At 71.7% G+C, this 23,108-nt stretch carries 1 protein-coding gene (running past one end of the window); it reads left to right on the top strand.

All coding sequences use genetic code 11. From position 1 onward, the window contains the following. Window positions 1-23,108 carry part of the coding region annotated (locus ON27_RS24755; protein WP_043732665.1) for a non-ribosomal peptide synthase/polyketide synthase on the top strand (this coding region is incomplete at its 3' end). The annotated region extends 8,257 nt beyond the left edge of the window, so 23,108 of the 31,365 annotated nt are shown.

Below are 23,108 nucleotides of genomic sequence, written 5' to 3'. Positions count from 1 at the left end.
AGGGCATCGAAGGCGTGCCCGGTTTCGCCGCGACCAGCGGCGCGCCGATCACCGACGCCGAGCGCACGCAGCCGCTGCGGCCGGAGAACATCGCGTACGTCATCTTCACCTCCGGTTCCACCGGACGCCCGAAGGGTGTGGCGGTCTCGCACGCGGCGATCGTCAACCGACTGCTGTGGATGCAGCACGAATACCCCATCGGCCGCGACGACGCGGTGCTGCAGAAGACGCCCGCCACGTTCGACGTGTCGGTGTGGGAGTTCTTCTGGCCGTTGCAGACCGGGGCCAGGCTGGTCATCGCGCGCCCGGACGGGCACCGCGACCCGGTGTACCTGTCCCAGGTCATCGCCGACAAGCAGATCACGACAGCGCATTTCGTGCCGTCCATGCTCTCGGTCTTCGTCTCCACGCTGGGCAACGAGAACGGTGACGGCCTGCCCGCGCCGCGGTTGCGGCAGGTCTTCGCCTCCGGTGAGGCGCTGCCCGCGCAAACGGCACAGCGTCTGCGCGAGCTGACCGGCGCCCGATTGCACAACCTGTACGGCCCCACCGAGGCCGCCGTCGACGTGACCTATCACGAGGCGACCGAAGCCGACACGGTGTCGGTGCCGATCGGGCGCCCGGTGTGGAACACCCGCGTCTTCGTGCTCGACAGCCGTCTGCACCCCGTCGCACCGGGTGTCGCGGGTGAGCTGTATCTCGCGGGCGAGCAGCTGGCGCTCGGCTATCTGGGCCGCCCCGACCTGACTTCCGACCGGTTCGTGGCCAACCCGTACGGCGCCCCCGGCACTCGGATGTATCGCACCGGCGACCTGGTGGCCTGGACTCCGAACGGTGAGCTGGACTACTTGGGCCGCACCGACTTCCAGGTGAAGCTGCGCGGTCTGCGCATCGAACTCGGCGAGATCGAGTCCGCGCTGCTGGCGCAGCCGGGCGTCGCGCAGTCGGTCGTCGTGCTGCGCGCCGACGCGCACGCCGGCGACCAGCTGGTGGGTTACCTGGTCTGCGAGCCGTTCGCGACGGTCGACACCGACGACGTGAAGGCCGCTCTGGCCGCCGTGCTTCCGGGTTACATGATCCCGGCCGCGCTGGTCGTGCTGGACGCGTTCCCGGTCAACGCCTCCGGCAAGCTGGACCGCAAGGCGCTGCCCGCGCCGGTGTTCGAGGCGCGGGTGTTCCGCGCGCCCTCCACGCCGATCGAGGAGATCGTTGCGGAGCTGTTCGCCGATCTGCTCGGCGTGCCGCGCGTCGGCGTGGACGACGACTTCTTCGAACTCGGCGGCAACTCGCTGGTGGCCACTCAGGTGGTCGCCCGGCTGAGCGCGGCGCTGAACACCGAGGTCGGCGTGCGCGTGCTGTTCGAGGCACCGACCGTGGCCGCGCTGGCCGCCCGGATCGAGTCGCACGCGGGCAGCGGTGCGCGCCAAGCGCTCACGGCACAGGTCCGTCCCGAGCACCCGCCGCTGTCGTTGGCGCAGCAGCGCATGTGGTTCCTCAACCGTTTCGACGCCGACTCCGCCGCGAACAACATCCCGGCCGCGGTGCGGCTGGAAGGCGCGCTGGATCTGGACGCGCTGCGCGGCGCGATCGCCGACGTGGTCGGTCGGCACGAATCGCTGCGCACGATCTACCCCTCCCGCGACGGCGTCGCCTACCAGCGGGTGCTGAACGCAGGCCGGGCCATTCCGGAGCTGGACGTGGTCGAGGTGGCCGAAGGGCAGCTGCTCGGCGCGCTCTACGAATTCGTCGAGCGCGGCTTCGACGTGACCACCCAGCCGCCGGTGCGCCTGCGCGCCTACCGGCTCGGTCCCGACGACTACGTCCTGGTCGTGGTGGTGCACCACATCGCCGCCGACGGCTTCTCCATGCGTCCGCTGGTACGCGACCTGATGACCGCGTACGTGGCGCGCACCTCCGCGGCCCAGCCGGGCTGGCCGCCGCTGGCGGTGCAGTACGTGGACTTCGCGCTGTGGCAGCGCGACACCCTCGGCTCCGAGGACGACCCGACCTCGCTGATCTCCGAGCAGCTCGACTACTGGCGCGAGACGCTGGCCGGTCTGCCCGACGAACTGCGGCTGGCCGGTCGTCCGCGGCCCGCCGTCGCCTCCTACGGCGCGGGCACGCACCGGTTCCGCGTGCCCGGCGAGTTGATCGAGGACCTGAACCGGGTCGCGCACACGCACGGCAGCACGCTGTTCATGGTGGTGCACAGCGCCTTCGCCGCCCTGCTCGCGCGGTTGAGCGGCTCCGACGACATCGCCGTGGGCATCCCGGTCGCCGGTCGTGGCGAGCAGGCGCTCGACGACCTGGTCGGCATGTTCGTCAACACGCTCGTGCTGCGCGCCGAAGTGGACGCCGCCGAGTCGTTCGCCGACCTGCTCGCCCGGGTCCGCGAGCGCGACCTGCAGGCGTTCGCGCACGCCGACGTGCCGTTCGAGCGGCTGGTCGAGGTGCTCAACCCGGCCCGCTCGCAAGCGCGCCACCCGCTGTTCCAGGTGATGCTGTCGTTCCAGAACCTCGGCCGCACCGCGCTGGAACTGCCCGGGCTCACCGTCTCCGAGCTGGGCATCGACCAGCCGACGGCGAAGTTCGACCTCCAGCTCACGCTCAGCGAGGTCCCCGGCGCCGAGGCGGCGATGGACGCCGAACTCGTCTACGCCACCGACCTGTTCGACGGCGTCTTCGCCGGTACCTTCGCCGAGCGCTTCGTGCGCGTGCTGCGCGGCATCGCCGCCGACCCGTCGGTCACCGTCGGCGACATCGAGCTGCTCGACGACGCCGAGCGAGCCTTGGTGATCGAGCGCTGGAACGCCACCGAGTTCCCGGTCGACGCCGCGCTCACCTCGCCGGTCGGCGACGCCGCCGCGACCCTGGTCTCGCTGTTCGAAGCGCAGGTCGCGCGCACCCCGGACAGTCCGGCCGTCACGTTCGAGGGGACGAGTCTGTCCTACGCCGAGTTCGCCCGCCGGGTGCACCAATTGGCGCGCTGGCTCAAGGTCAACGGCGTGGGGCCGGAATCGTATGTGGCCCTGGGCATGCGCCGCTCGATCGACCTGGTGGTCGGCATGTACGCGGTGAACGCCGCGGGCGGCGCGTACGTGCCGCTGGACCCGGACCACCCCGCTGAACGCATCGACTACATTCTGGAGACCGCGCGCCCGGTGTGCGTGCTGACCTCCGGCTCCGACCTGGAGACCACCGTCTCCCGGCAGGTGCGCATCGATCAGCTCGACCTGGCCGAGTTCTCCGGCGAGCCGCTGACCGACGCCGACCGGCACAAGCCGCTGCGTCCGGGCAACACCGCGTACGTGATCTTCACTTCCGGTTCGACCGGCCGTCCGAAGGGCGTGGCCGTCTCGCACGCCGCGATCGTCAACCGCCTGGTGTGGATGCACGCCGAATACGGTTTGGCGGCTTACGACGTGGTGTTGCAGAAGACCCCTGCCACGTTCGACGTGTCGGTGTGGGAATTCTTCTGGCCTTTGCAGGTCGGCGCGCGCCTGGTGGTCGCGAAGCCGGACGGTCATCGCGATCCCGCGTACCTGGCCCGCCTGATCGTCGACGAGCAGGTGACCACGGTGCACTTCGTGCCGTCGATGCTGTCGGTGTTCGTGGCCGAGGAACGGGCCGACGAATGCACCAGCCTGCGCAACGTCTTCGCCTCCGGCGAGGCCCTGCCCGCGGTGACCGCGCAGAAGTTGCGCGAGCTGACCGGCGCGCGCCTGCACAACTTGTACGGCCCGACCGAAGCGGCGGTCGACGTCACCTTCCACGAGGTGACCGAGGACGACACGGTGTCGGTGCCGATCGGCGCTCCGGTGTTCAACACGCAGGTGTATGTGCTGGATTCGCGCCTGCGGCCGGTGCCGGTCGGCGTGCCCGGCGAGCTGTACCTCGCGGGCGCCCAGCTGGCGCACGGCTACGTGGGCCGTCCCGACCTGACCACCGAGCGCTTCGTGGCCAACCCGTTCGGCGACGCCCAGCGCATGTACCGCACCGGCGACCTGGTGGCCTGGACCGAAGACGGCGAGCTGGAGTACCTGGGCCGCACCGACTTCCAGGTCAAGGTGCGCGGTCTGCGCATCGAGCTGGGCGAGATCGAGTCGGCGCTCACGGCGCTGGACTCGGTGGCGCAGGCGGTGGTCGTGGTGCGCACCGATGAGCGGACCGGTGACCAGCTGGTCGCGTACCTGGTGACCGACCCGGACCGGGTGGTGGACGTCGAATCGGTCAAGGCCGAACTCGGCGCGCGCCTGCCCGGGTACATGGTGCCCGCGGCGTACGTGGTGCTGGACGAATTCCCGCTGAACGCCTCCGGCAAGCTGGACCGCAAGGCGCTGCCGGAACCGGTCTTCGAGGCCAAGGTGTTCCGCGCGCCCGCGACGCCGGTGCAGGAGATCGTGGCCGAGACCTTCGCCGAGGTGCTCGGCGCGGAGCGGGTCGGCCTGGACGACGACTTCTTCGCCCTCGGCGGCAACTCGCTGGTCGCCACCCAGGTGGCGGCTCGCCTCGGCGAGAAGCTGAACACGCAGGTTCCGGTGCGCGTGCTGTTCGAGGCGTCCACCGTGGTCGCGCTCGCGGCGAAGGTGGAATCCGCCGCCGGACAGGGCGGGCGGACGCCGCTGGTCGCCCGGCCGCGGCCCGAGCTGGTGCCGCTGTCGCTCGCTCAGCAGCGGATGTGGTTCCTCAACCGGTTCGACAACCGCACCGCGGTGAACAACATCCCGGTGGCCCTGCGGCTGACCGGTGAGCTGGACGTCGCCGCGCTCGGCGCGGCCATCCGCGACGTGCTCGCGCGGCACGAAGCGCTGCGCACCGTCTACCCCGAGGTGGAGGGCACCGGCTACCAGCGCGTGCTGCCGGTCGGCGAGGTCGGCTTCGACCTGGTGGCCGAATCCGTCGGCGCGGACGAACTGCCCGCGCGGATCGTGGAGCTGGCGAGCGTCGGTTTCGACGTCACCGCCGAGATCCCGTTCCGGGCGAGCCTGCTGGCGCTGTCGGCGACCGAGCATGTCGCGGTGCTGGTGGTGCACCACATCAGCGCGGACGGTTTCTCGTTGCGGCCGCTGCTGCGTGACGTCGTGCTCGCCTACACCGAGCGCGCCCGCGGCGAGGTCCCCTCGTGGGCGCCGCTCGAGGTGCAGTACGCCGACTACGCGCTGTGGCAGCGCGAGGTGCTCGGCGCCGAGGACGACGCGGACTCCGTCGCGGCGCGCCAGATCGCCTACTGGACCGAGCAACTGCGCGACCTGCCCGATCAGATCGAGCTGCCCGCCGATCGGCCCCGGCCGGAGACAGCCTCCAACGCCGGTGGCGTCCACGACTTCTCGGTCGACGCGCAGGTGCACGAGGCGCTCGCCGAGCTGGCGCTCGCCCGTGGCGTGACGCTGTTCATGGTCGTGCACGCCGCGCTGGCCGTGTGGGCGGGCCGGCTGTCGGGCAGCACCGATGTCGCGATCGGCACGCCGATCGCGGGCCGTGGGGAACGCGCCCTCGACGACGTGGTCGGCATGTTCGTCAACACGCTGGTGCTGCGCAGCGAAGTCGATCCGGGCGCCCGCTTCGGCGCTCTGCTCGACCAGGTTCGCCGCACCGATCTGGCCGCCTTCGCCAACGCCGACGTGCCGTTCGAGCGGCTGGTGGACGTGCTCAGCCCGGCGCGCTCGCAAGCGCACCATCCGCTGTTCCAGGTCGCGCTGACCTTCGAGGCCGCCTCGGCGGCCGATCTCGGCGCGGTCGCGCTGCCCGGCGGCCTCGAACTCGCCGCCGTCGAGTTCGACCCCGGCACCGCGAAATTCGACGTGCAGCTCACCGTGGGCGAGGCCGCCGACGGCGGGCTGACGCTGTCGTGGAACTACGCCACCGAACTGTTCGACCCGGAGACGGTGACGGCCTTCGCCGACCGGCTCGTGCGCATCCTGCGCGGCATCGCCGAGGACCCGGAGATCGCGATCGGCGACATCGACCTGCTCGGCGAGAGCGAGCGGCTGGACGTGTCGCAGCGCTGGGTGTCCTCCGGCGCCGAGAGCGTCGCCGGCGCCTTCGCCGATCCGGACATCACGCTGGTGGGGCTGTTCGACGCGGCCGTGGCCGCGCACCCGAACCGGATCGCGGCCCGCTTCGGCGTGGAGACGCTGACCTACGCCGAGCTGGACCGGCGCGCGAACGTGCTGGCGCGCAGGCTGATCAGCGAAGGCGCGGGCCCGGAGACGCTGGTCGCGGTGATCCTGCCGCGCTCGCTGGATCTCGTGGTGGCGCTGCTGGCCGTGGTGAAGACGGGCGCGGGTTACGTGCCGGTCGACCCGACCTACCCGGCCGAGCGCATCGCCTACGTGCTCGCCGATTCCCGGCCCACCAGCGTGGTGCTCGACTCCACGGTGCAGGTCGAGGTGCCCGCGGGGCTGCCCGCCGTGGTGCTGGACGGGTTCGCGGTGGAGACCGGCAACGTCGAGGACGCCGACGACGCCCCGATCACCAACGCCGACCGCAACGCGGCGCTCACGCCCGACAACGTCGCGTACGTGATCTACACCTCCGGCTCGACCGGCCGGCCGAAGGGCGTCGCGGTCGCGCACCGCAACGTGGTGCGGCTGTTCGCGAACACCGACCGCGACTTCGGTTTCGGACCCGACGACGTGTGGACGCTGTTCCACAGCTACGCCTTCGACTTCTCGGTGTGGGAGCTGTGGGGCCCGCTGCTGTTCGGCGGCACCCTCGTGGTGGTCGACTACTACACCTCGCGCTCGCCGGAGCAGTTCCTGGAACTGCTGCGGGCCGAACGCGTCACGGTGCTCAACCAGACCCCGTCGGCGTTCTACCAGCTGGCCGAAGCCGACCGGAACGCCGCGCCCGGCGCCGCGCCGCTGGCGCTGCGCTACGTGGTGTTCGGCGGCGAGGCGCTGGAGCTGCGCAGGCTGTCGGACTGGGTGGCGCGCCACGGCGACGGCACCGGTGCGACGTCCGCGACCGCGCCGTTGCTGGTCAACATGTACGGCATCACCGAGACCACGGTGCACGTGTCCTACCGCGCGCTGGACGCCGCCACCATCGCCGCCGCTTCCGGCAGCGTGGTCGGCCGCGCCATCGCCGGTCTGCGGGTGTACGTGCTCGACAGCAGGCTGCGGCCGGTGCCGGTCGGCGTCGCGGGCGAAATGTACGTGGCGGGCCCGCAATTGGCCCGCGGCTACCTCGGCCGCCCCGATCTGTCCGCCGCTCGTTTCGTCGCCGACCCGATGGGCGACGCGCCGGGCGGGCGGCTGTATCGCTCCGGCGACCTGGCGCGCTGGAACCGGTTCGGTGAGCTGGAGTACCTGGGCCGCGCCGACGACCAGGTGAAGGTGCGCGGATTCCGCATCGAGCTCGGCGAGATCGAGTCCGCGGTCCTCGCCCAGCCCGGCATCGCCCAGGCCGCGGTGATCGTGCGCGAGGACCAGCCCGGCGATCAGCGGATCGTCGCCTACGTGGTGTCGGAGCCGGGCGCCGAGCCGGTGCTGGACGCGGTGCGCGACGGCGCGGCCGCGCAGCTGCCCGCCTACATGGTGCCTTCGGCCGTGGTGCGGCTGGAGTGGATCCCGCTGACCGTCAACGGAAAGCTGGACCGTCGTGCGCTGCCCGCGCCGACGGCGCAGGCGCGCGCCTTCCGCGCGCCGGTCACCCCCGTGCAGGAGACCGTGGCGGCGGTGTTCGCCGACGTGCTCGGCCTGGAGCGGGTCGGCGTGGACGACGACTTCTTCGATCTCGGCGGCAACTCGCTGATCGCGACCAGGGTGGTCGCCCGCATCGGCGCCGCGCTGGGCACGACCGTCGCGGTGCGCACCCTGTTCGAGGCCTCCACGGTGGAAGCGCTCGCCGCGCGGGTGGAATCGCACGCCGACGGCGCGGCCAGGGCTCGCCTGGTCGCCCGCGAGCGGGCGGCAGGCGAACTGGTGCCGCTGTCGTTCGCGCAGCAGCGCATGTGGTTCCTGAACAAGTACGACACCGCCTCGGCGGCCTACAACCTGCCGATCGCCATCCGGCTCACCGGCGCGCTGGACGTCGAGGCGCTGCGCCTGGCGGTGGCCGACGTGGTGCGCAGGCACGAATCGCTGCGCACCCGCTACCCGGAGCACGGCGGCACGCCGGTCCAGGTGATCGTGCCCGCCGAGGACATCGCCCTGGACCTGCGTCCCGTGGCGGTGGACCCGGCGCGGCTGATCGAGACGGTGACCGAGTTCGTGACCAACGGATTCGACGTGGCCGAAGAGGTTCCGCTGCGCACCCGGCTGTACGCGGCCGGGCCGCAGGAGCACGTGCTCGTCGTCGTGGTGCACCACATTGCCGCCGACGGCTTCTCGATGGGCCCGCTGACCCGCGACGTGATGGCCGCCTACACCGCGCGCAGCGCCGGCGCCGCCCCCGGCTGGGCGCCGCTTGCGGTGCAGTACGCCGACTTCGCGGTCTGGCAGCGCGAGATCCTGGGCGCGGAGGACGATCCCGGCTCGCTGCTGGCGAAGCAGGTCGAGTACTGGCGGCGCGCGCTCGACGACGTCCCCGACGAGCTGACTCTGCCCACCGACCGGCCGCGTCCGGCCGTCGCCTCGCACCGCGGCGCGACGCTGCACCGCGAGCTGTCCGGCGAGCTGGTCGCCGCGCTGGAAGACCTCGCGCGGCAGCGCGGCGCGTCGCTGTTCATGGTGCTGCACGGCGCGCTGTCGGTGCTGTTGTCGCGCCTGTCCGGCAGCGACGACGTCGCGGTCGGCACCCCGGTCGCGGGCCGCGGCGAGGCCGCGCTCGACGATCTGGTCGGCATGTTCGTCAACACGCTGGTGCTGCGGACCGGCATCGAGCCGGGCGAGTCGTTCGCCGATCTGCTCGACCGGGTGCGCCGCACCGACCTGGACGCCTACGGCAACGCCGACGTGCCGTTCGAGCGGCTGGTGGAACTGCTCGCGCCGGAGCGCTCGCAGGCCCGCAACCCGCTGTTCCAGGTGATGCTGGCGTTCCAGAACCTGGAGCGCACCACCCTGCAGCTGCCCGGTCTGTCGGTGTCCGCGCTGGACCTGGAAGAGAACGTCGCGCGCTTCGACCTGCAGTTCACCCTCGCCGAGCGGGGCGAATCCGGTTCCGGCGGCATGGCTTTGGCGCTCACCTACGCCACCGAGCTGTTCGACGAGGCGACCGCGGCGGCCATCGTGGACCGCTGGGAACGGGTGCTCGCGGCCGTCGCGGCCGATCCGTCGGTCACCGTCGGCGCGATCGACGTGCTCGACGCCGCCGAGCGGGCCGATCTGGTCGCCCGCACCGGCGCGCCCGCCACGCCCGCGCGGACGCTGCCGGACCTGATCGCCGAGGCCGCGGCCATCGACCCGGAGGCGCCCGCCGTGGTGTTCCAGGGGCGAAGTGTGTCCTACGGCGAGCTGGACGCGCGGTCGAACCGCCTGGCCCGCCTGCTGATCCAGCGCGGCATCGGCACCGAGGATCTGGTGGCGGTCGCCGTGCCGCGCTCGGACGAGTCGTACTTCGCGGAGTGGGCGGTGTCCAAGTCCGGCGGCGCGTTCGTGCCGATCGACCCGACCTACCCGGCCGACCGCATCGCGCACATGGTCACCGATTCGGGCTCCCCGATCGGTCTGACCGTGGCGTCGGTGCGCGCCGAACTGCCCGAGTCGGTCGAGTGGCTGGTGCTCGACGAGCTGGATCTCGACGGCTTCGACGAGGCCGCGGTCACCGACGCCGACCGGGTGCGCCCGGTGCGGCCGGAGCATCCCGCGTACGTCATCTACACCTCCGGTTCCACCGGTGTGCCCAAGGGCGTCGTGGTCACCCACGCGGGCCTGGCCAACTTCCGGGACGAGCAGAACGCGCGCTACGACGTCGATTCCGACACGCGCGCACTGCATTTCGCCTCGCCCAGCTTCGACGCCTCGATCCTGGAATTCCTGCTGGCGATCGGCCGCGGCGGCGCCCTGGTGGTCTGCCCGCCCGGCGTCTACGGCGGCGAGGAGCTGTCCGAGCTGATCCGCGCCGAGCGGGTCACGCACGCCTTCATCACCCCGTCGGTGCTCGCCTCGCTGGATTCGGCGGCGCTGGCCGGCATGCGGGTGATCGTGGCCGGTGGCGAGGCCGTGCCGGCCGACCTGGTCGCCAAGTGGGGTGGCGCGCCGGACGGTTCCGGTCGCCGCTTCCACAACGGTTACGGCCCGACCGAGACCACGATCATGACCAACATCAGCGACGCGCTCGCGCCGGGCGACCGGGTCACCATCGGTGGCCCGACCCGGGGCATGCAGTCGCTGATCCTGGATGCCCAGCTCAGGCCCGTTCCGGTGGGTGTGGCAGGTGAGCTGTATCTGTCGGGCGTCCAGCTGGCGCGCGGCTACCACGCCCGCCCGGGGCTGTCGGCGGAGCGTTTCGTCGCCAACCCGTACGTGCCCGGCGCGCGGATGTACCGCACCGGTGACGTCGTGCGCTGGACGCGGGTCGGGCACTCCGCAGGCTCCGCGCCCGCAGGAGGAGTCGAGTCGCTTGTCGTCGAATACGTAGGCCGCTCGGACTTCCAGGTGAAGGTGCGTGGTTTCCGCATCGAACTCGGCGAGATCGACGCCGCGCTCGCCTCGCACGAGACCGTCGACTTCGCCGTCACCGTCGGCCACAAGAGCGCCGCGGGCGCGGTGTCGCTGGTGTCGTATGTGGTCGCCGCGCAGGGACAGTCGATCGACGTGGCGGCGTTGACCGCGCATGTCGAGGATCGCCTGCCCGCCTACATGGTGCCCTCCTCGATCATGGTGATCGACCACGTGCCGCTCACCCCGGTGGGCAAGCTGGACCGCAAGGCGCTGCCGGAGCCGGTGTTCGCCACCGAGGTCGTGTTCCGCGCGGCGCGCACCCCGGTGGAGCAGACCATCGCCGAGGTGTTCGCCGAGGTGCTCGGCGTGGAGCGGGTCGGCGTGGACGACTCCTTCTTCGCGCTCGGCGGCGACAGCATCGTCTCCATCCAGCTGGTCTCGCGGGCCAAGGCGCGCGGCGTGGTGTTCACCCCGCGGCACGTCTTCGAGCAGCGCACCGTGGCCGGGCTGGCGTCGGTCGCCGAGACCACCGAGGCGGCGGAGGCGTCGGCGACGACGCTGGCCGAGCCGCCCGGCGGCGGCATCGGCGTCATGCCGTTGACGCCGGTGGTCCGGTTCATGGCGGAGCGGCGCGGCTCGTTCGGCCGGTTCAACCAGACGCTGGCGCTGGAACTGCCGGTCGGCATCGACCGGGCGGGCATCGCAGCGACGGTGGGCGCGGTCATCGATCGGCACGACATGCTGCGCGCGAGCCTGCGCCGCGACGGCGACGACTGGGTGGTCGAGACCGCCGCGCCGGGCACGGTCGAGGTGGACGCGCTGATCGACCGCACCGAGTTCGCCGCCGACGTCACCGATGCCGAACTGCTCGAGATCGCCTCGGCCGCCCTGGACGAGTCGCTGGACCGGCTCGATCCCGCGGCCGGCGTGGTCATCCGGTTCGTGTGGCTGGAACCCGATTCCGCCGAGCGCGCCGGACGCCTGATCGTGGTCGCCCACCACCTGGTGGTGGACGGCGTCTCCTGGCGCATCCTGGTGCCGGACTTCGTCACGGCCTGGGGTCAGCGCACGGCGGGGCAGACCCCCGAGCTGGTCGCCCCGGCCACGTCGATGCGCGCCTGGGCGCACGCGCTGGAGCGCGAGGCCGCCAGCGCGGAGCGGGTGGCCGAACTGGACTACTGGCTTTCGGTGGTCGGCACGCCCGATCCGCTGCTGACCGAGCGTCCGATGGACCCGGCCGTGGACACCTCCGGCGAGATCGCCAAGCATCGGGTCGAGGTGTCCGCCGAGGTCACCAAGACCCTGCTCACCACGGTTCCGGCGCTGTTCCACGGCGGCGTGAACGACGGCCTGCTCACCGCGCTGGCGCTGGCCACCGCGAAGTGGCGGGCGCGGCGGGTGGCCGCCCGGGGCGAGGATTCGCTGCTGCTGCGCCTGGAGGGTCACGGCCGCGAGGAAGACGTGGTGCCGGGTGCGGATCTGTCGCGCACCGTCGGCTGGTTCACCGCGATCTACCCGGTCCGGTTCGACCTGTCCGGGATCGATGTCGACGCCGCGTTCACCGGCGGCCCCGCGCTGGGCGCTGCCGTCAAGGCGGTCAAGGAGCAGTTGCTCTCGGTGCCGGACAAGGGCATCGGCTACGGCCTGCTGCGCTACCTGAACGCCGAGACCGCCGCGCAACTGCCGCGCGAGCTGCCCGGTCAGGTGAGTTTCAACTACCTCGGCCGAGTCTCCGAGGGCGACGTGCCGGAATCGCTGCGCGGCTTCGGCTGGATCCCCGCGCCGGAACTCGGCGCGCTGGGCGGCGACTACGACGCGGACATGCCCGCGATGGCGCCGCTGGACGTGAACGCGATCGTGGTCGGCGACCAGCTGACCGCCAACATCGGCTACCCGTCGACCCTGTTGTCGGCCGCCGACGTGCGCGAATTCGGCGAACTGTGGATCGCCGCGCTGGAAGCGGTGGCCCGGCACGCCAATTCGACCGGCGCGGGTGGGCACACTCCGTCGGACTTCGCGCTGGTGCGCAGCACGCAACGCGATATCGACGCCTGGGAGCGGCGCTTCCCGGCGCTGTCGGACGTCTGGCCGCTGTCGGCGCTGCAAGCCGGTCTGCTGTTCCACGCCCGCCTCGCCGCGACCTCGGTCGACGTGTACACCGCGCAGGCGGTGCTGACGCTCACCGGCCGGGTGGACGCCGCCCGGCTGCGTTCGGCGGCACAGGCTCTGGTGGACCGCTACGAGAACCTGCGCACCGCGTTCGTCAGCGACCACGACGGCAACCCCGTGCAGATCGTGCTGGACAGCGTGCGCGTCGCGTGGGCCGAGCACGACCGGACCGAATCCGGCTCGGCCGACGACCTGATCGAGGCCGACCGGATGCGTCGCTTCGACCTGGCCGCGCCGCCGCTGATCCGCTTCACGCTGATCCAGGTGGCAGACTCTTCGGCGGAAGGAGAGGCCCGCTGGCAGTTCGTGGTGTCCAACCACCACATCCTGCTCGACGGCTGGTCCATGCCGCTGCTCATGCGGGACCTGCTGGTGCTCTACGCCGTGCACGCGGACGCCGCCGCATTGCCCGCGGTGCGCTCCTACCGGCACTTCCTGGCCTGGACCCGGCAGCAGGACCACGCGGCGTCGCTGGCCGCGTGGGCGCGCGCGCTGCGCGGCGTCGGCGAACCGACCCTGCTGGCGCGCCCGGACGCCGGTCGCGAGATCACCTCGCTGTCCGGCGAGTACTTCTTCGAGCTGGACGAGGCGACCACCGCGCGGCTGACCGCGCTGGCCGGCTCGCTCGGCGTCACCCCGAACACCGTGTTGCAGACGGCGTGGGGCATCCTCGTCGGCCGTATGACCAGCCGCGACGACGTGCTGTTCGGCACCACCGTCTCCGGTCGTCCCGCGCAGCTGCCGGGCGTGGAGGCGATGGTCGGCCTGTTCATCAACACCGTGCCGGTGCGGGTGCGCTTCGACCCCTCGGAGTCGGTGCGCGAGCTGCTGGTCCGCACCCAGGGCGAGCAGGCCGATCTGCTGGACCACCACTACGTGGGCCTGGCCGACATCCAGGCGGTCGCGGGCGTCGGCGGGCTGTTCGACACGCTCGTGGTGTTCGAGTCCTACCCGGTCGACGCCGCGGGCTTGCAGGCGCAGGCCGCCGACATCGACGGCATGGCGGTGGTCGGCCTGGACGCGGCCGACGCCACCCACTACCCGCTGACCCTGATCGCGCAGCTGGATTCGCGGCTGCGGGTGCGCGCGGGCTACCTGCGCGACCTGTTCGACGAGCAGACCGTGCGCCGCATCGCCGACCGCCTGATCCGGGTGCTCACCGCGATCACCGCCGATGCCGGCGCGGTCGTCGGCGACATCGAACTGCTCGACACCGCCGAGCGCGAGCTCGTGGTGTCCGGCTGGAACGACACCGAGTTCGATGTGGACGCGGCCTTGCCGGGTCGTTCCGCGGGCTCCGCTCCCGGCGCGACTCTGGTGTCGATGTTCTACGACCAGGTCGAACGCACCCCGGACGCGACCGCGATCACGTTCGAGGGGACATCTCTGTCCTACGCCGAGTTCTCCTGGCGGGTGAACCAGCTGGCGCGCTGGCTGATCGCGCGCGGCGTCGGCGCGGAATCCTATGTGGCGCTGGGCATGCGCCGCTCGATCGATCTGGTGGTCGGCATGTACGCCGTCGCCGTGGCCGGTGGCTCCTACGTGCCGCTGGACCCGGACCACCCGGCCGAGCGCACCGAATACATCCTCGGCACGGCCGATCCGGTGTGCGTGCTGACCTCGGGCAGCGATCTGGACATCGACACCGCGCAGGTGCGCATCGATCTGCTGGACCTGAAGGGCCTGTCGGAGGCGCCGGTCACCGACGCCGACCGGCGTGCGCCGCTGCGTCCGGCGAACACCGCGTATGTGATCTTCACGTCGGGTTCGACGGGTCGCCCGAAGGGTGTGGCGGTGTCGCACGCGGCGATCGTCAACCGTTTGGTCTGGATGCAGACCGCCTACCAGCTGACGCCTGCCGACGCGGTGTTGCAGAAGACCCCCGCCACGTTCGACGTGTCGGTCTGGGAGTTCTTCTGGCCGTTGCAGATCGGCGCTCGGCTGGTCGTGGCCAAGCCGGACGGTCACCGTGATCCGGCCTACCTGGCCGAGGTCATCAGCGCCGAGCGGGTGACGGTCACCCACTTCGTGCCGTCGATGCTGGCGGTGTTCGTGGCGGATGCCGCCGCGGCGCGGTGTGATTCGCTGCGGTTGGTGTTCGCTTCCGGTGAGGCGCTGCCGCCCAAGCCCGCGCACCGCTTGCGTGAGCTGACCGGTGCGGCGTTGCACAACCTGTACGGTCCGACCGAAGCCGCGGTCGACGTCACCTTCCACGAGGTGGTGGACGCGGATACCGAGACGGTGCCGATCGGCGCTCCGGTGTTCAACACGCAGGTGTTCGTGTTGGACGCGCGGTTGCGTCCGGTTCCGGTGGGTGTGGCGGGCGAACTGTATCTGGCCGGCGCCCAGCTGGCGCGCGGTTATGTGGCGCGTCCGGACCTGACCGGTGATCGTTTCGTGGCCAACCCGTTCGGGGAGCCCGGTGCGCGGATGTACCGCACGGGTGACTTGGTGGCCTGGACCGAGCACGGTGAGCTGGAGTACCTGGGCCGTACCGATTTCCAGGTGAAGTTGCGTGGTCTGCGTATCGAACTCGGCGAGATCGAGTCCGCGCTGACCGGCCTGGACGAAGTCGCGCAGTCGGTCGTGGTCGTGCGCTCCGACGCGCACGCGGGCGATCAGCTGGTCGCGTACGTCATCCCCGCGCCGGACGCGGCCGTGGACACCGACCTGGTCCGGGAGGACCTGGCGCGGCAGTTGCCCGCGTACATGGTGCCGTCGGTCGTGATCGTGCTGGAGGAGTTCCCGCTCAACGCCTCCGGCAAGCTGGATCGCAAGGCCCTGCCCGCGCCGGTGTTCGAGGCCGCGGTGTTCCGCGCTCCCACCACGCCGGTCGAGGAGATCGTCGCCGCCACCTTCGCCGACGTGCTCGGTCTGGAGCGGGTCGGCCTGGACGACGACTTCTTCGCCCTCGGCGGCAACTCCTTGTCGGCCACCCAGGTCGCCGCGAGGCTGTCGGCCGCGCTGGACACCGACCTCGGGGTGCGCGAGCTGTTCGAGGCCTCCACCGTGGTCGCGCTGGCGGCGCGCGCGGAGACCAAGGCGGGCGCGGGCGGCCGCGCGCCGCTGACGCCGCAGCAGCGCCCGGAGCTGGTGCCGCTGTCACTGGCCCAGCAGCGCATGTGGTTCCTCAACCGCTTCGACCCCGATTCGGCGGTGGACAACATCCCGGCCGCGGTGCGGCTGTCGGGCCTGCTCGACCGGCAGGCGTTGCAGATCGCCGTCGCCGACGTGCTGGCCCGCCACGAGTCGCTGCGCACGTTCTACCCCGAGGTGGACGGCGCCGCGCACCAGCAGACCGTGGCCACCGCGAAGGTCATTCCCGACCTCACCCCGGTCGACGTCACCGAAGCCGAACTGCCCGAACAGCTCGCGCGGCTGATCGGCACGGCTTTCGACGTCACCGCCGAGGTGCCCTTCCGCGCCCGGCTGTTCGAGATCAGCCCCACCGAACACGTGCTCGCCCTGGTGGTGCACCACATCTCGGCCGACGGCTTCTCCATGGGCCCGCTCACCCGGGACGTGATGACCGCCTACGGCGCGCGCGTCGACGGCGGCGAGCCCGCTTGGCGTCCGCTGGAAGTGCAGTACGCGGACTTCGCGCTGTGGCAGCGCCAGGTGCTCGGCGCCGAGGACGACCCGAATTCGGTGATCTCCGAGCAGATCTCGTTCTGGTCGGACACGCTGCGCGGGCTGCCCGAGCAACTGGACCTGCCCGCCGACCGGCCGCGCCCCGCGGTCGCCTCCGGCCGCGGCGCCACGCACGTCTTCGAGATCGACGCGCAGACCCACGCCCAGCTCACCGAGCTCGCCCGCACCAGGGGCGCGACGCTGTTCATGGTCGCGCACACCGCGCTGGCCGTGCTGCTGTCGCGGTTGTCCGGCGAGGACGACATCGCGATCGGCACCCCGATCGCGGGCCGTGGCGAGCGCGCGCTCGACGACCTGATCGGCATGTTCGTCAACACGCTGGTGTTGCGCACCCCGATCGAGCCCGCCGCGACCTTCACCGAGCTGCTGCGTTCGGTGCGCGCCGCCGACATCGCCGCGTTCGGCCACGCCGACCTGCCGTTCGAGCGGTTGGTGGAGATCCTGAATCCGGCGCGTTCGCAGGCCCGGCACCCGCTGTTCCAGGTGATGCTGTCGTTCCAGAACACCGGCCAGAACAGCCTGGAACTGCCCGGTCTCACGGTCAGCGGTGTCGACCTGCCGATCGACGTCGCCAAGTTCGACCTGCAACTGGTGCTGTCCGAGCGCGACGCCGCCGACGCGGCCGTCGGCGCGGGCGCTGCCCCCGCGGGCATCGCCGCCGAGCTGATCTACGCCACCGACCTGTTCGACCCGGCCACCATGGCGGAGTTCGGCGTGCGCTTCGGCCGGTTGCTGAAGGCCGTCGCGGCCGAGCCGGACCGGCCGATCGGCGACATCGCGCTGCTGGACGAGCGGGAGACCGCGCAGGCGCTGCGCGGCTGGAACGACACCGCCCGCGACCTCGGCACAGCGCGCACGCTGGTCGAGGAGTTCGCCGCGCAGGCCACGGCCACCCCGGACGCGGTCGCCGTGGTCGACCCGGCCACCGGAACCTCGCTCACCTATGCCGAATTCGCCGCTCGCGTGCGGCGGCTGGCGCGCCGCCTCGTCGAGGCGGGCGTGGGCCCGGAGACGCTGGTCGCCCTGGGTATGCGCCGCTCGGTGGACCTGGTCGTGGCCGCCTACGCGGTGCACGCCGCCGGCGGCGGCTACGTGCCGCTGGATCTGGACCAGCCGGCCGACCGCGTGCACTACGTGCTCGACTCGGCCGACCCGGTCTGCGTGCTGACCACCGCGCGCGACGCGTTCGACGGGGCGGGCCGCGCCACGCTGCGCATCGATGAGCTGGAGCTGTCCGGGTACTCGGACGCGCCGATCACCGACGCCGAGCGCATCGCGCCGCTGCGTCCGCAGCACCCGGCGTACGTGATCTTCACCTCCGGCTCTACCGGACGCCCGAAGGGCGTCGCCGTGCCGCATGCCGCGGTCGTCAACCAGATCCGCTGGATCACCGGTGAATACGGCATCGGCGCCGACGACGTCGTGCTGTTCAAGACCCCCGCCACCTTCGACGTGTCGGTGTGGGAGCTGTTCGGCCCGCTGAGCACCGGCGGCCGGATCGTGGTGGCGAGCCCCGACGGGCACCGCGACCCGCAGTACCTCGCCGAGGTGATCGCCGCCGAGCGGGTCACCATGACCTCGTTCGTGCCGTCCATGCTGACCGTCTTCGCGGCCGGGATCGACCCGGCCGACGCGGACGCGCTCGCCTCGCTGCGGACGCTGTTCGTCGCCGGTGAGGCGTTCACAGCCGACGCCGTCGTCGCCATCCGGCGGGTGAGCGACGCCGCGCTGTACAACCTGTACGGCCCCACCGAGTTCACCGTGCACGCCACGCACGGTCCGGTGGACGAGCGGGTGGACGGCGCCGTGCCGATCGGCCTGCCGGTGTGGAACGCGCAGGCCTACGTGCTGGATGCGCGCCTGCATCCGGTGCCGCCGAACGTCGCGGGTGAGCTGTACCTCGCGGGCGACCAGCTGGCGCGCGGCTACTTCGGCCGCGCCGACCTGACCGCGGATCGCTTCGTGGCCAACCCGTACGGGGCGCCCGGCGCACGGATGTACCGCACCGGTGACCTGGTCACCCGGAACGCCACCGGCGCCATCGAATACCTGGGCCGCACCGACTTCCAGGTGAAGTTGCGCGGTCTGCGCATCGAGCTCGGCGAGATCGAGTCCGCGCTCACCGCCCACGAATCGGTCGCGCAGTCGGTGGCGCTGGTGCGCTCCGAGGCGCACACCGGCGATCAGCTGGTCGGTTACGTGGTGCCCGCCGCAGGCGCGACGGTGGACGTCGAGGCGCTGCGCGCGCACTTGGCCGCGCAGCTGCCGTCGTACATGGTGCCCGCCGCGATCGTGGTGCTCGACGCCATGCCGCTGAACCCGAACGGCAAGCTGGACCGGCGCGCGCTGCCCGAACCGGTCTTCGAGGCGCGGGAATTCCGCGCGCCGTCGACTCCGGTGGAGGAGATCGTCGCCGACGTCTTCGCCGAGGTGCTCGGCTTGGCGCACGAACGCGCGGTCGGCCTGGACGACGACTTCTTCGAGCTGGGCGGCAACTCGCTGATCGCCACCCAGGTGGTCGCCCGCCTCGGCGCTGCGCTGGACACCAGGATTCCGGTCCGCACGCTGTTCGAGGCGCCGACGGTGGCCGCACTGGCCGTCCGGGTCGAGGCGCATCAGGGCACCGGCCGCCGCCGCGAACTCGTGGCGGGCCCGCGCCCGTCGAAGATCCCGTTGTCGCTGGCCCAGCAGCGCATGTGGTTCCTGAACCGGTTCGACAACCAGACCGCGGTGAACAACATCCCGCTCGCGGTCCGGCTCACCGGCACCCTGGACACCGAGGCGCTGCGCCAGGCCGTCGCCGACGTGGTCGACCGGCACGAGGTGCTGCGCACCGTCTACCCGGAGACCGCCGACGGCCAGGGCGTGCAGGTCGTGCTGCCCGCTGGGCACAGCGCCATCGATCTCACCCCGATCGAGGTGTCCGAGGCCGAGATCTCCGAGCGGATCAGCGAACTGGTGCTGACGGGTTTCGACGTCACCGCCGCCGTTCCGGTGCGGGCCGAGCTGTTCCGCATCGCGGGCTCGATGGACGGCTCGCAGCCCGACACCCACGTGCTGGTGTTCGTGGTGCACCACATCTCCGGCGACGGCTGGTCGGTGCGCCCGCTGGCCCGCGACGTGATGGTGGCCTACTCGGCGCGTTCGCGCGGCGAGGCGCCCGCCTGGGCTCCGCTGCCGGTGCAGTACGCCGACTACGCGCTGTGGCAGCGCGAGACGCTGGGCTCCGAGGCCGATCCCGGCTCGCTGATCGCCCAGCAGGTCGCGTTCTGGTCCGACACCCTGGCCGGGCTGCCGGATCAGCTCGACCTGCCGTCGGACCGCTCGCGCCCGGCTGTCGCGTCCAATCGCGGTGGCGTGTACGAGTTCTCGCTCGACGCGCCGCTGCTGCGCGAACTGAACGCGCTGGCCCGCGCGAACGGCGCCAGCCTGTTCATGGTGGTGCACGCCGCGTTCGCCGCGCTGCTGGCGCGGTTGTCCGGCAGCGACGACATCGCCATCGGCACGGCGGTCGCGGGCCGTGGCGAGGCGGTGCTCGACGACGCGATCGGCATGTTCGTCAACACGCTGGTGCTGCGCAGCGCGGTCGATCCCGCTACGTCGTTCACCGACTTGCTGGCCAGCACCAAGGACACCGACCTGTCGGCGTTCGCGCACGCGGACCTGCCGTTCGAGCGGTTGGTGGAGATCCTGAACCCGGCGCGCTCGCAGGCGCGGCACCCGCTGTTCCAGGTGATGCTGTCGTTCCAGAACACCGGTGAGGCCGCGTTCGAGCTGCCCGGGCTCGAGGTGGCCGGTGTGCCGCTGGACGTGGTGACCGCCAAGTTCGACCTGCATCTCAACCTCGCCGACCGGTTCGACGCTTCGGGCGCGGCCGACGGCATGACCGCCGAATTCGCCTACGCGGCCGACATGTTCGACGCCGACACCATCGCGGGCGTGGCGGCGCGCCTGGTCCGGATGCTGACCGCGGTCGCCGCGGATCCGTCCGTCACCGTCGGCGACGTCGAGTTGCTCGACAGCGTCGAGCGCACCGAGGTGATCGAGCGGTGGAACGACACCGCGCACCCGGTCGACCCGGCCGCCACCCTGGTGTCGATGTTCGCCGCGCAGCTCGCGCGGACCCCGGACGCGCCCGCGGTGACGTTCGAGGGGACGAGTCTGTCCTACGCCGAGTTCGCCTTCCGGGTGAACCGCTTGGCCCGGCACCTGATCTCGCTGGGCGTCGGCCCGGACTCGATGGTCGCCCTCGGTATGCGCCGCTCGATCGACCTGGTCGTCGGCATGTACGCGGTGACCGTCGCCGGTGGCGCTTATGTGCCGCTGGACCCGGATCATCCGGCCGACCGCACCCGGTACGTGCTCGACACCGCCCGGCCGGTGTGCGTGCTGACCACCTCGCGCGACGAGTTCGACGCGGGCGCCACCCGGGCGATCGAGATCGATGTGGTGTCGCTGGGCGACTACTCCGACGAGCCGGTCACCGACGCGGAACGTCGTGCGCCGCTGCGTCCGTCGAACACCGCGTACGTGATCTTCACTTCCGGTTCGACCGGCCGCCCGAAGGGCGTGGCCGTCTCGCACGCCGCGATCGTCAACCGCCTGGTGTGGATGCAGGACGAGTACGGCCTCGACGACACCGACGTGGTGTTGCAGAAGACCCCGGCCACGTTCGACGTGTCGGTGTGGGAATTCTTCTGGCCCTTGCAGGTCGGCGCGCGCCTGGTGGTCGCCAAGCCCGACGGCCATCGCGACCCGGCGTACCTGGTGCAGGTCATCACCGGCGAGCAGGTCACCACGGCGCACTTCGTGCCGTCGATGCTGTCGGTGTTCGTGGCCGAGGAACGGGCCGACGAATGCACCAGCCTGCGCAACGTCTTCGCCTCCGGTGAAGCGCTGCCCGCCGCCACCGCGCAGCGGATGCAAGAACTCACCGGCGCTCGCCTGCACAACCTGTACGGCCCGACCGAAGCGGCGGTCGACGTCACCTTCCACGAGGTGACCGAGGACGACACGGTGTCGGTGCCGATCGGCGCTCCGGTGTTCAACACGCAGGTGTATGTGCTGGATTCGCGCCTGCACCCGGTGCCGGTGGGTGTCGCGGGTGAGCTGTACCTCGCGGGCGTGCAACTGGCCCGCGGCTACGTCGCGCGTCCCGATCTGACCTCCGACCGGTTCGTGGCCGACCCGTACGGGGAGCCCGGCGCTCGGATGTACCGCACCGGCGACCTCGTCACCTGGACCGACAAGGGCGAACTGGAGTACCTGGGCCGCACCGACTTCCAGGTGAAGCTGCGCGGTCTGCGCATCGAGCTGGGCGAGATCGAGTCGGCGCTCACGGCGCTGGACTCGATCGCCCAGGCGGTGGTCGTGGTGCGCTCGGACGATCGGCTGGGCGACCAGCTGGTCGCCTACGTCATCGCGACCGCGGGCCGCTCGGTGGACATCGAGGGCGTGCGCGCCGAACTCGGCGGCGAGCTGCCCGCCTACATGGTGCCCTCGGCGTTCGTCGTGCTGGACGAATTCCCGCTGAACGCGTCCGGCAAGCTGGACCGCAAGGCGCTGCCCGCTCCGGTGTTCGAGGCCAAGGTGTTCCGCGCGCCCTCCACACCGATCGAGGAGATCGTGGCGGGCACCTTCGGCGACGTGCTCGGCGTCGCGCGGGTCGGCCTGGACGACGACTTCTTCGAACTCGGCGGCAACTCGCTGCTGGCCACCCAGGTGACCGCGCGGCTGGGCGCCGCGCTGGACACCAGGCTCGCGGTGCGCGACCTGTTCGAGGCGTCCACCGTGCTGGCGCTGGCCGCCCGGGTGGAGCACAACGCCGGGTCCGGCCGGGACCGGCCGCGCCTGGAGGCGGGGGAGCGCCCGGCGCACATCCCGCTCTCGCCCGCGCAGCAGCGGTACTGGTTCCTCAACCAGTTCGACACGGCCACCTCGGCGGTGGACAACATCCCGCTGGCCGTCCGGCTGTCCGGCACGCTCGACGTGGCCGCGCTGGAACAGGCCATCGGCGACGTCTTCACCCGGCACGAGGTGCTGCGCACCACCTATCCGCGCTCCGCGGACGGGCCGCACCAGGTGATCCGTCCCGCCGACCGGTCCGCGGCGGCGCTCACCCCGATCGAGGTCGCCGAGGAGGATCTGCTCGGCGCCGTCATCGGCTTCGCGCTGACCACTTTCGACGTCACCGTCGAGGTGCCGCTGGCGGTGGCGCTGTTCCGTATTTCGGACAACGACCATGTGCTCGCGTTCACCGTGCACCACGTCGCGGCCGACGGCTCGTCCATGGGCCCGCTGGCCCGCGACGTGATGGCCGCCTACGTGGCTCGCGTGCAGGGCGAGGCGCCGCAGTGGCAGCCGCTGCCGGTGCAGTACGCCGACTACGCGCTGTGGCAGCGCGCGGTGCTCGGGTCCGAGGACGACCCGGAATCGCTGGCCGCACGGCAGGTGGCGTACTGGACGGCGGCGCTGGCCGATCTGCCCGACCAGCTGGAGCTGCCCGCCGACCGGCCGCGCCCGCCCGCGCAGTCGTTCCAGGGCAAGGCGATCCGCTTCGAGATCGACCCGCAGCGCCACGCCCGCCTGCACGAACTGGCGCGCGCGCACAACGCGTCGCTGTTCATGGTGGTGCACGCGGCCCTGGCGGTGCTGCTGTCGCGGCTGTCGGGCACCGACGACATCGCGGTCGGCACTCCGATCGCCGGTCGCGGTGAACGCGAACTCGACGACCTGATCGGCATG

The sequence above is a fragment of the Nocardia asiatica NBRC 100129 genome (assembly GCF_000308415.1).
GTDB classification, from domain to species: Bacteria; Actinomycetota; Actinomycetes; order Mycobacteriales; family Mycobacteriaceae; genus Nocardia; species Nocardia asiatica.
Note: the sequence above shows the minus strand (reverse complement) of the source record. Positions and strands in the feature narration are given on the sequence as shown.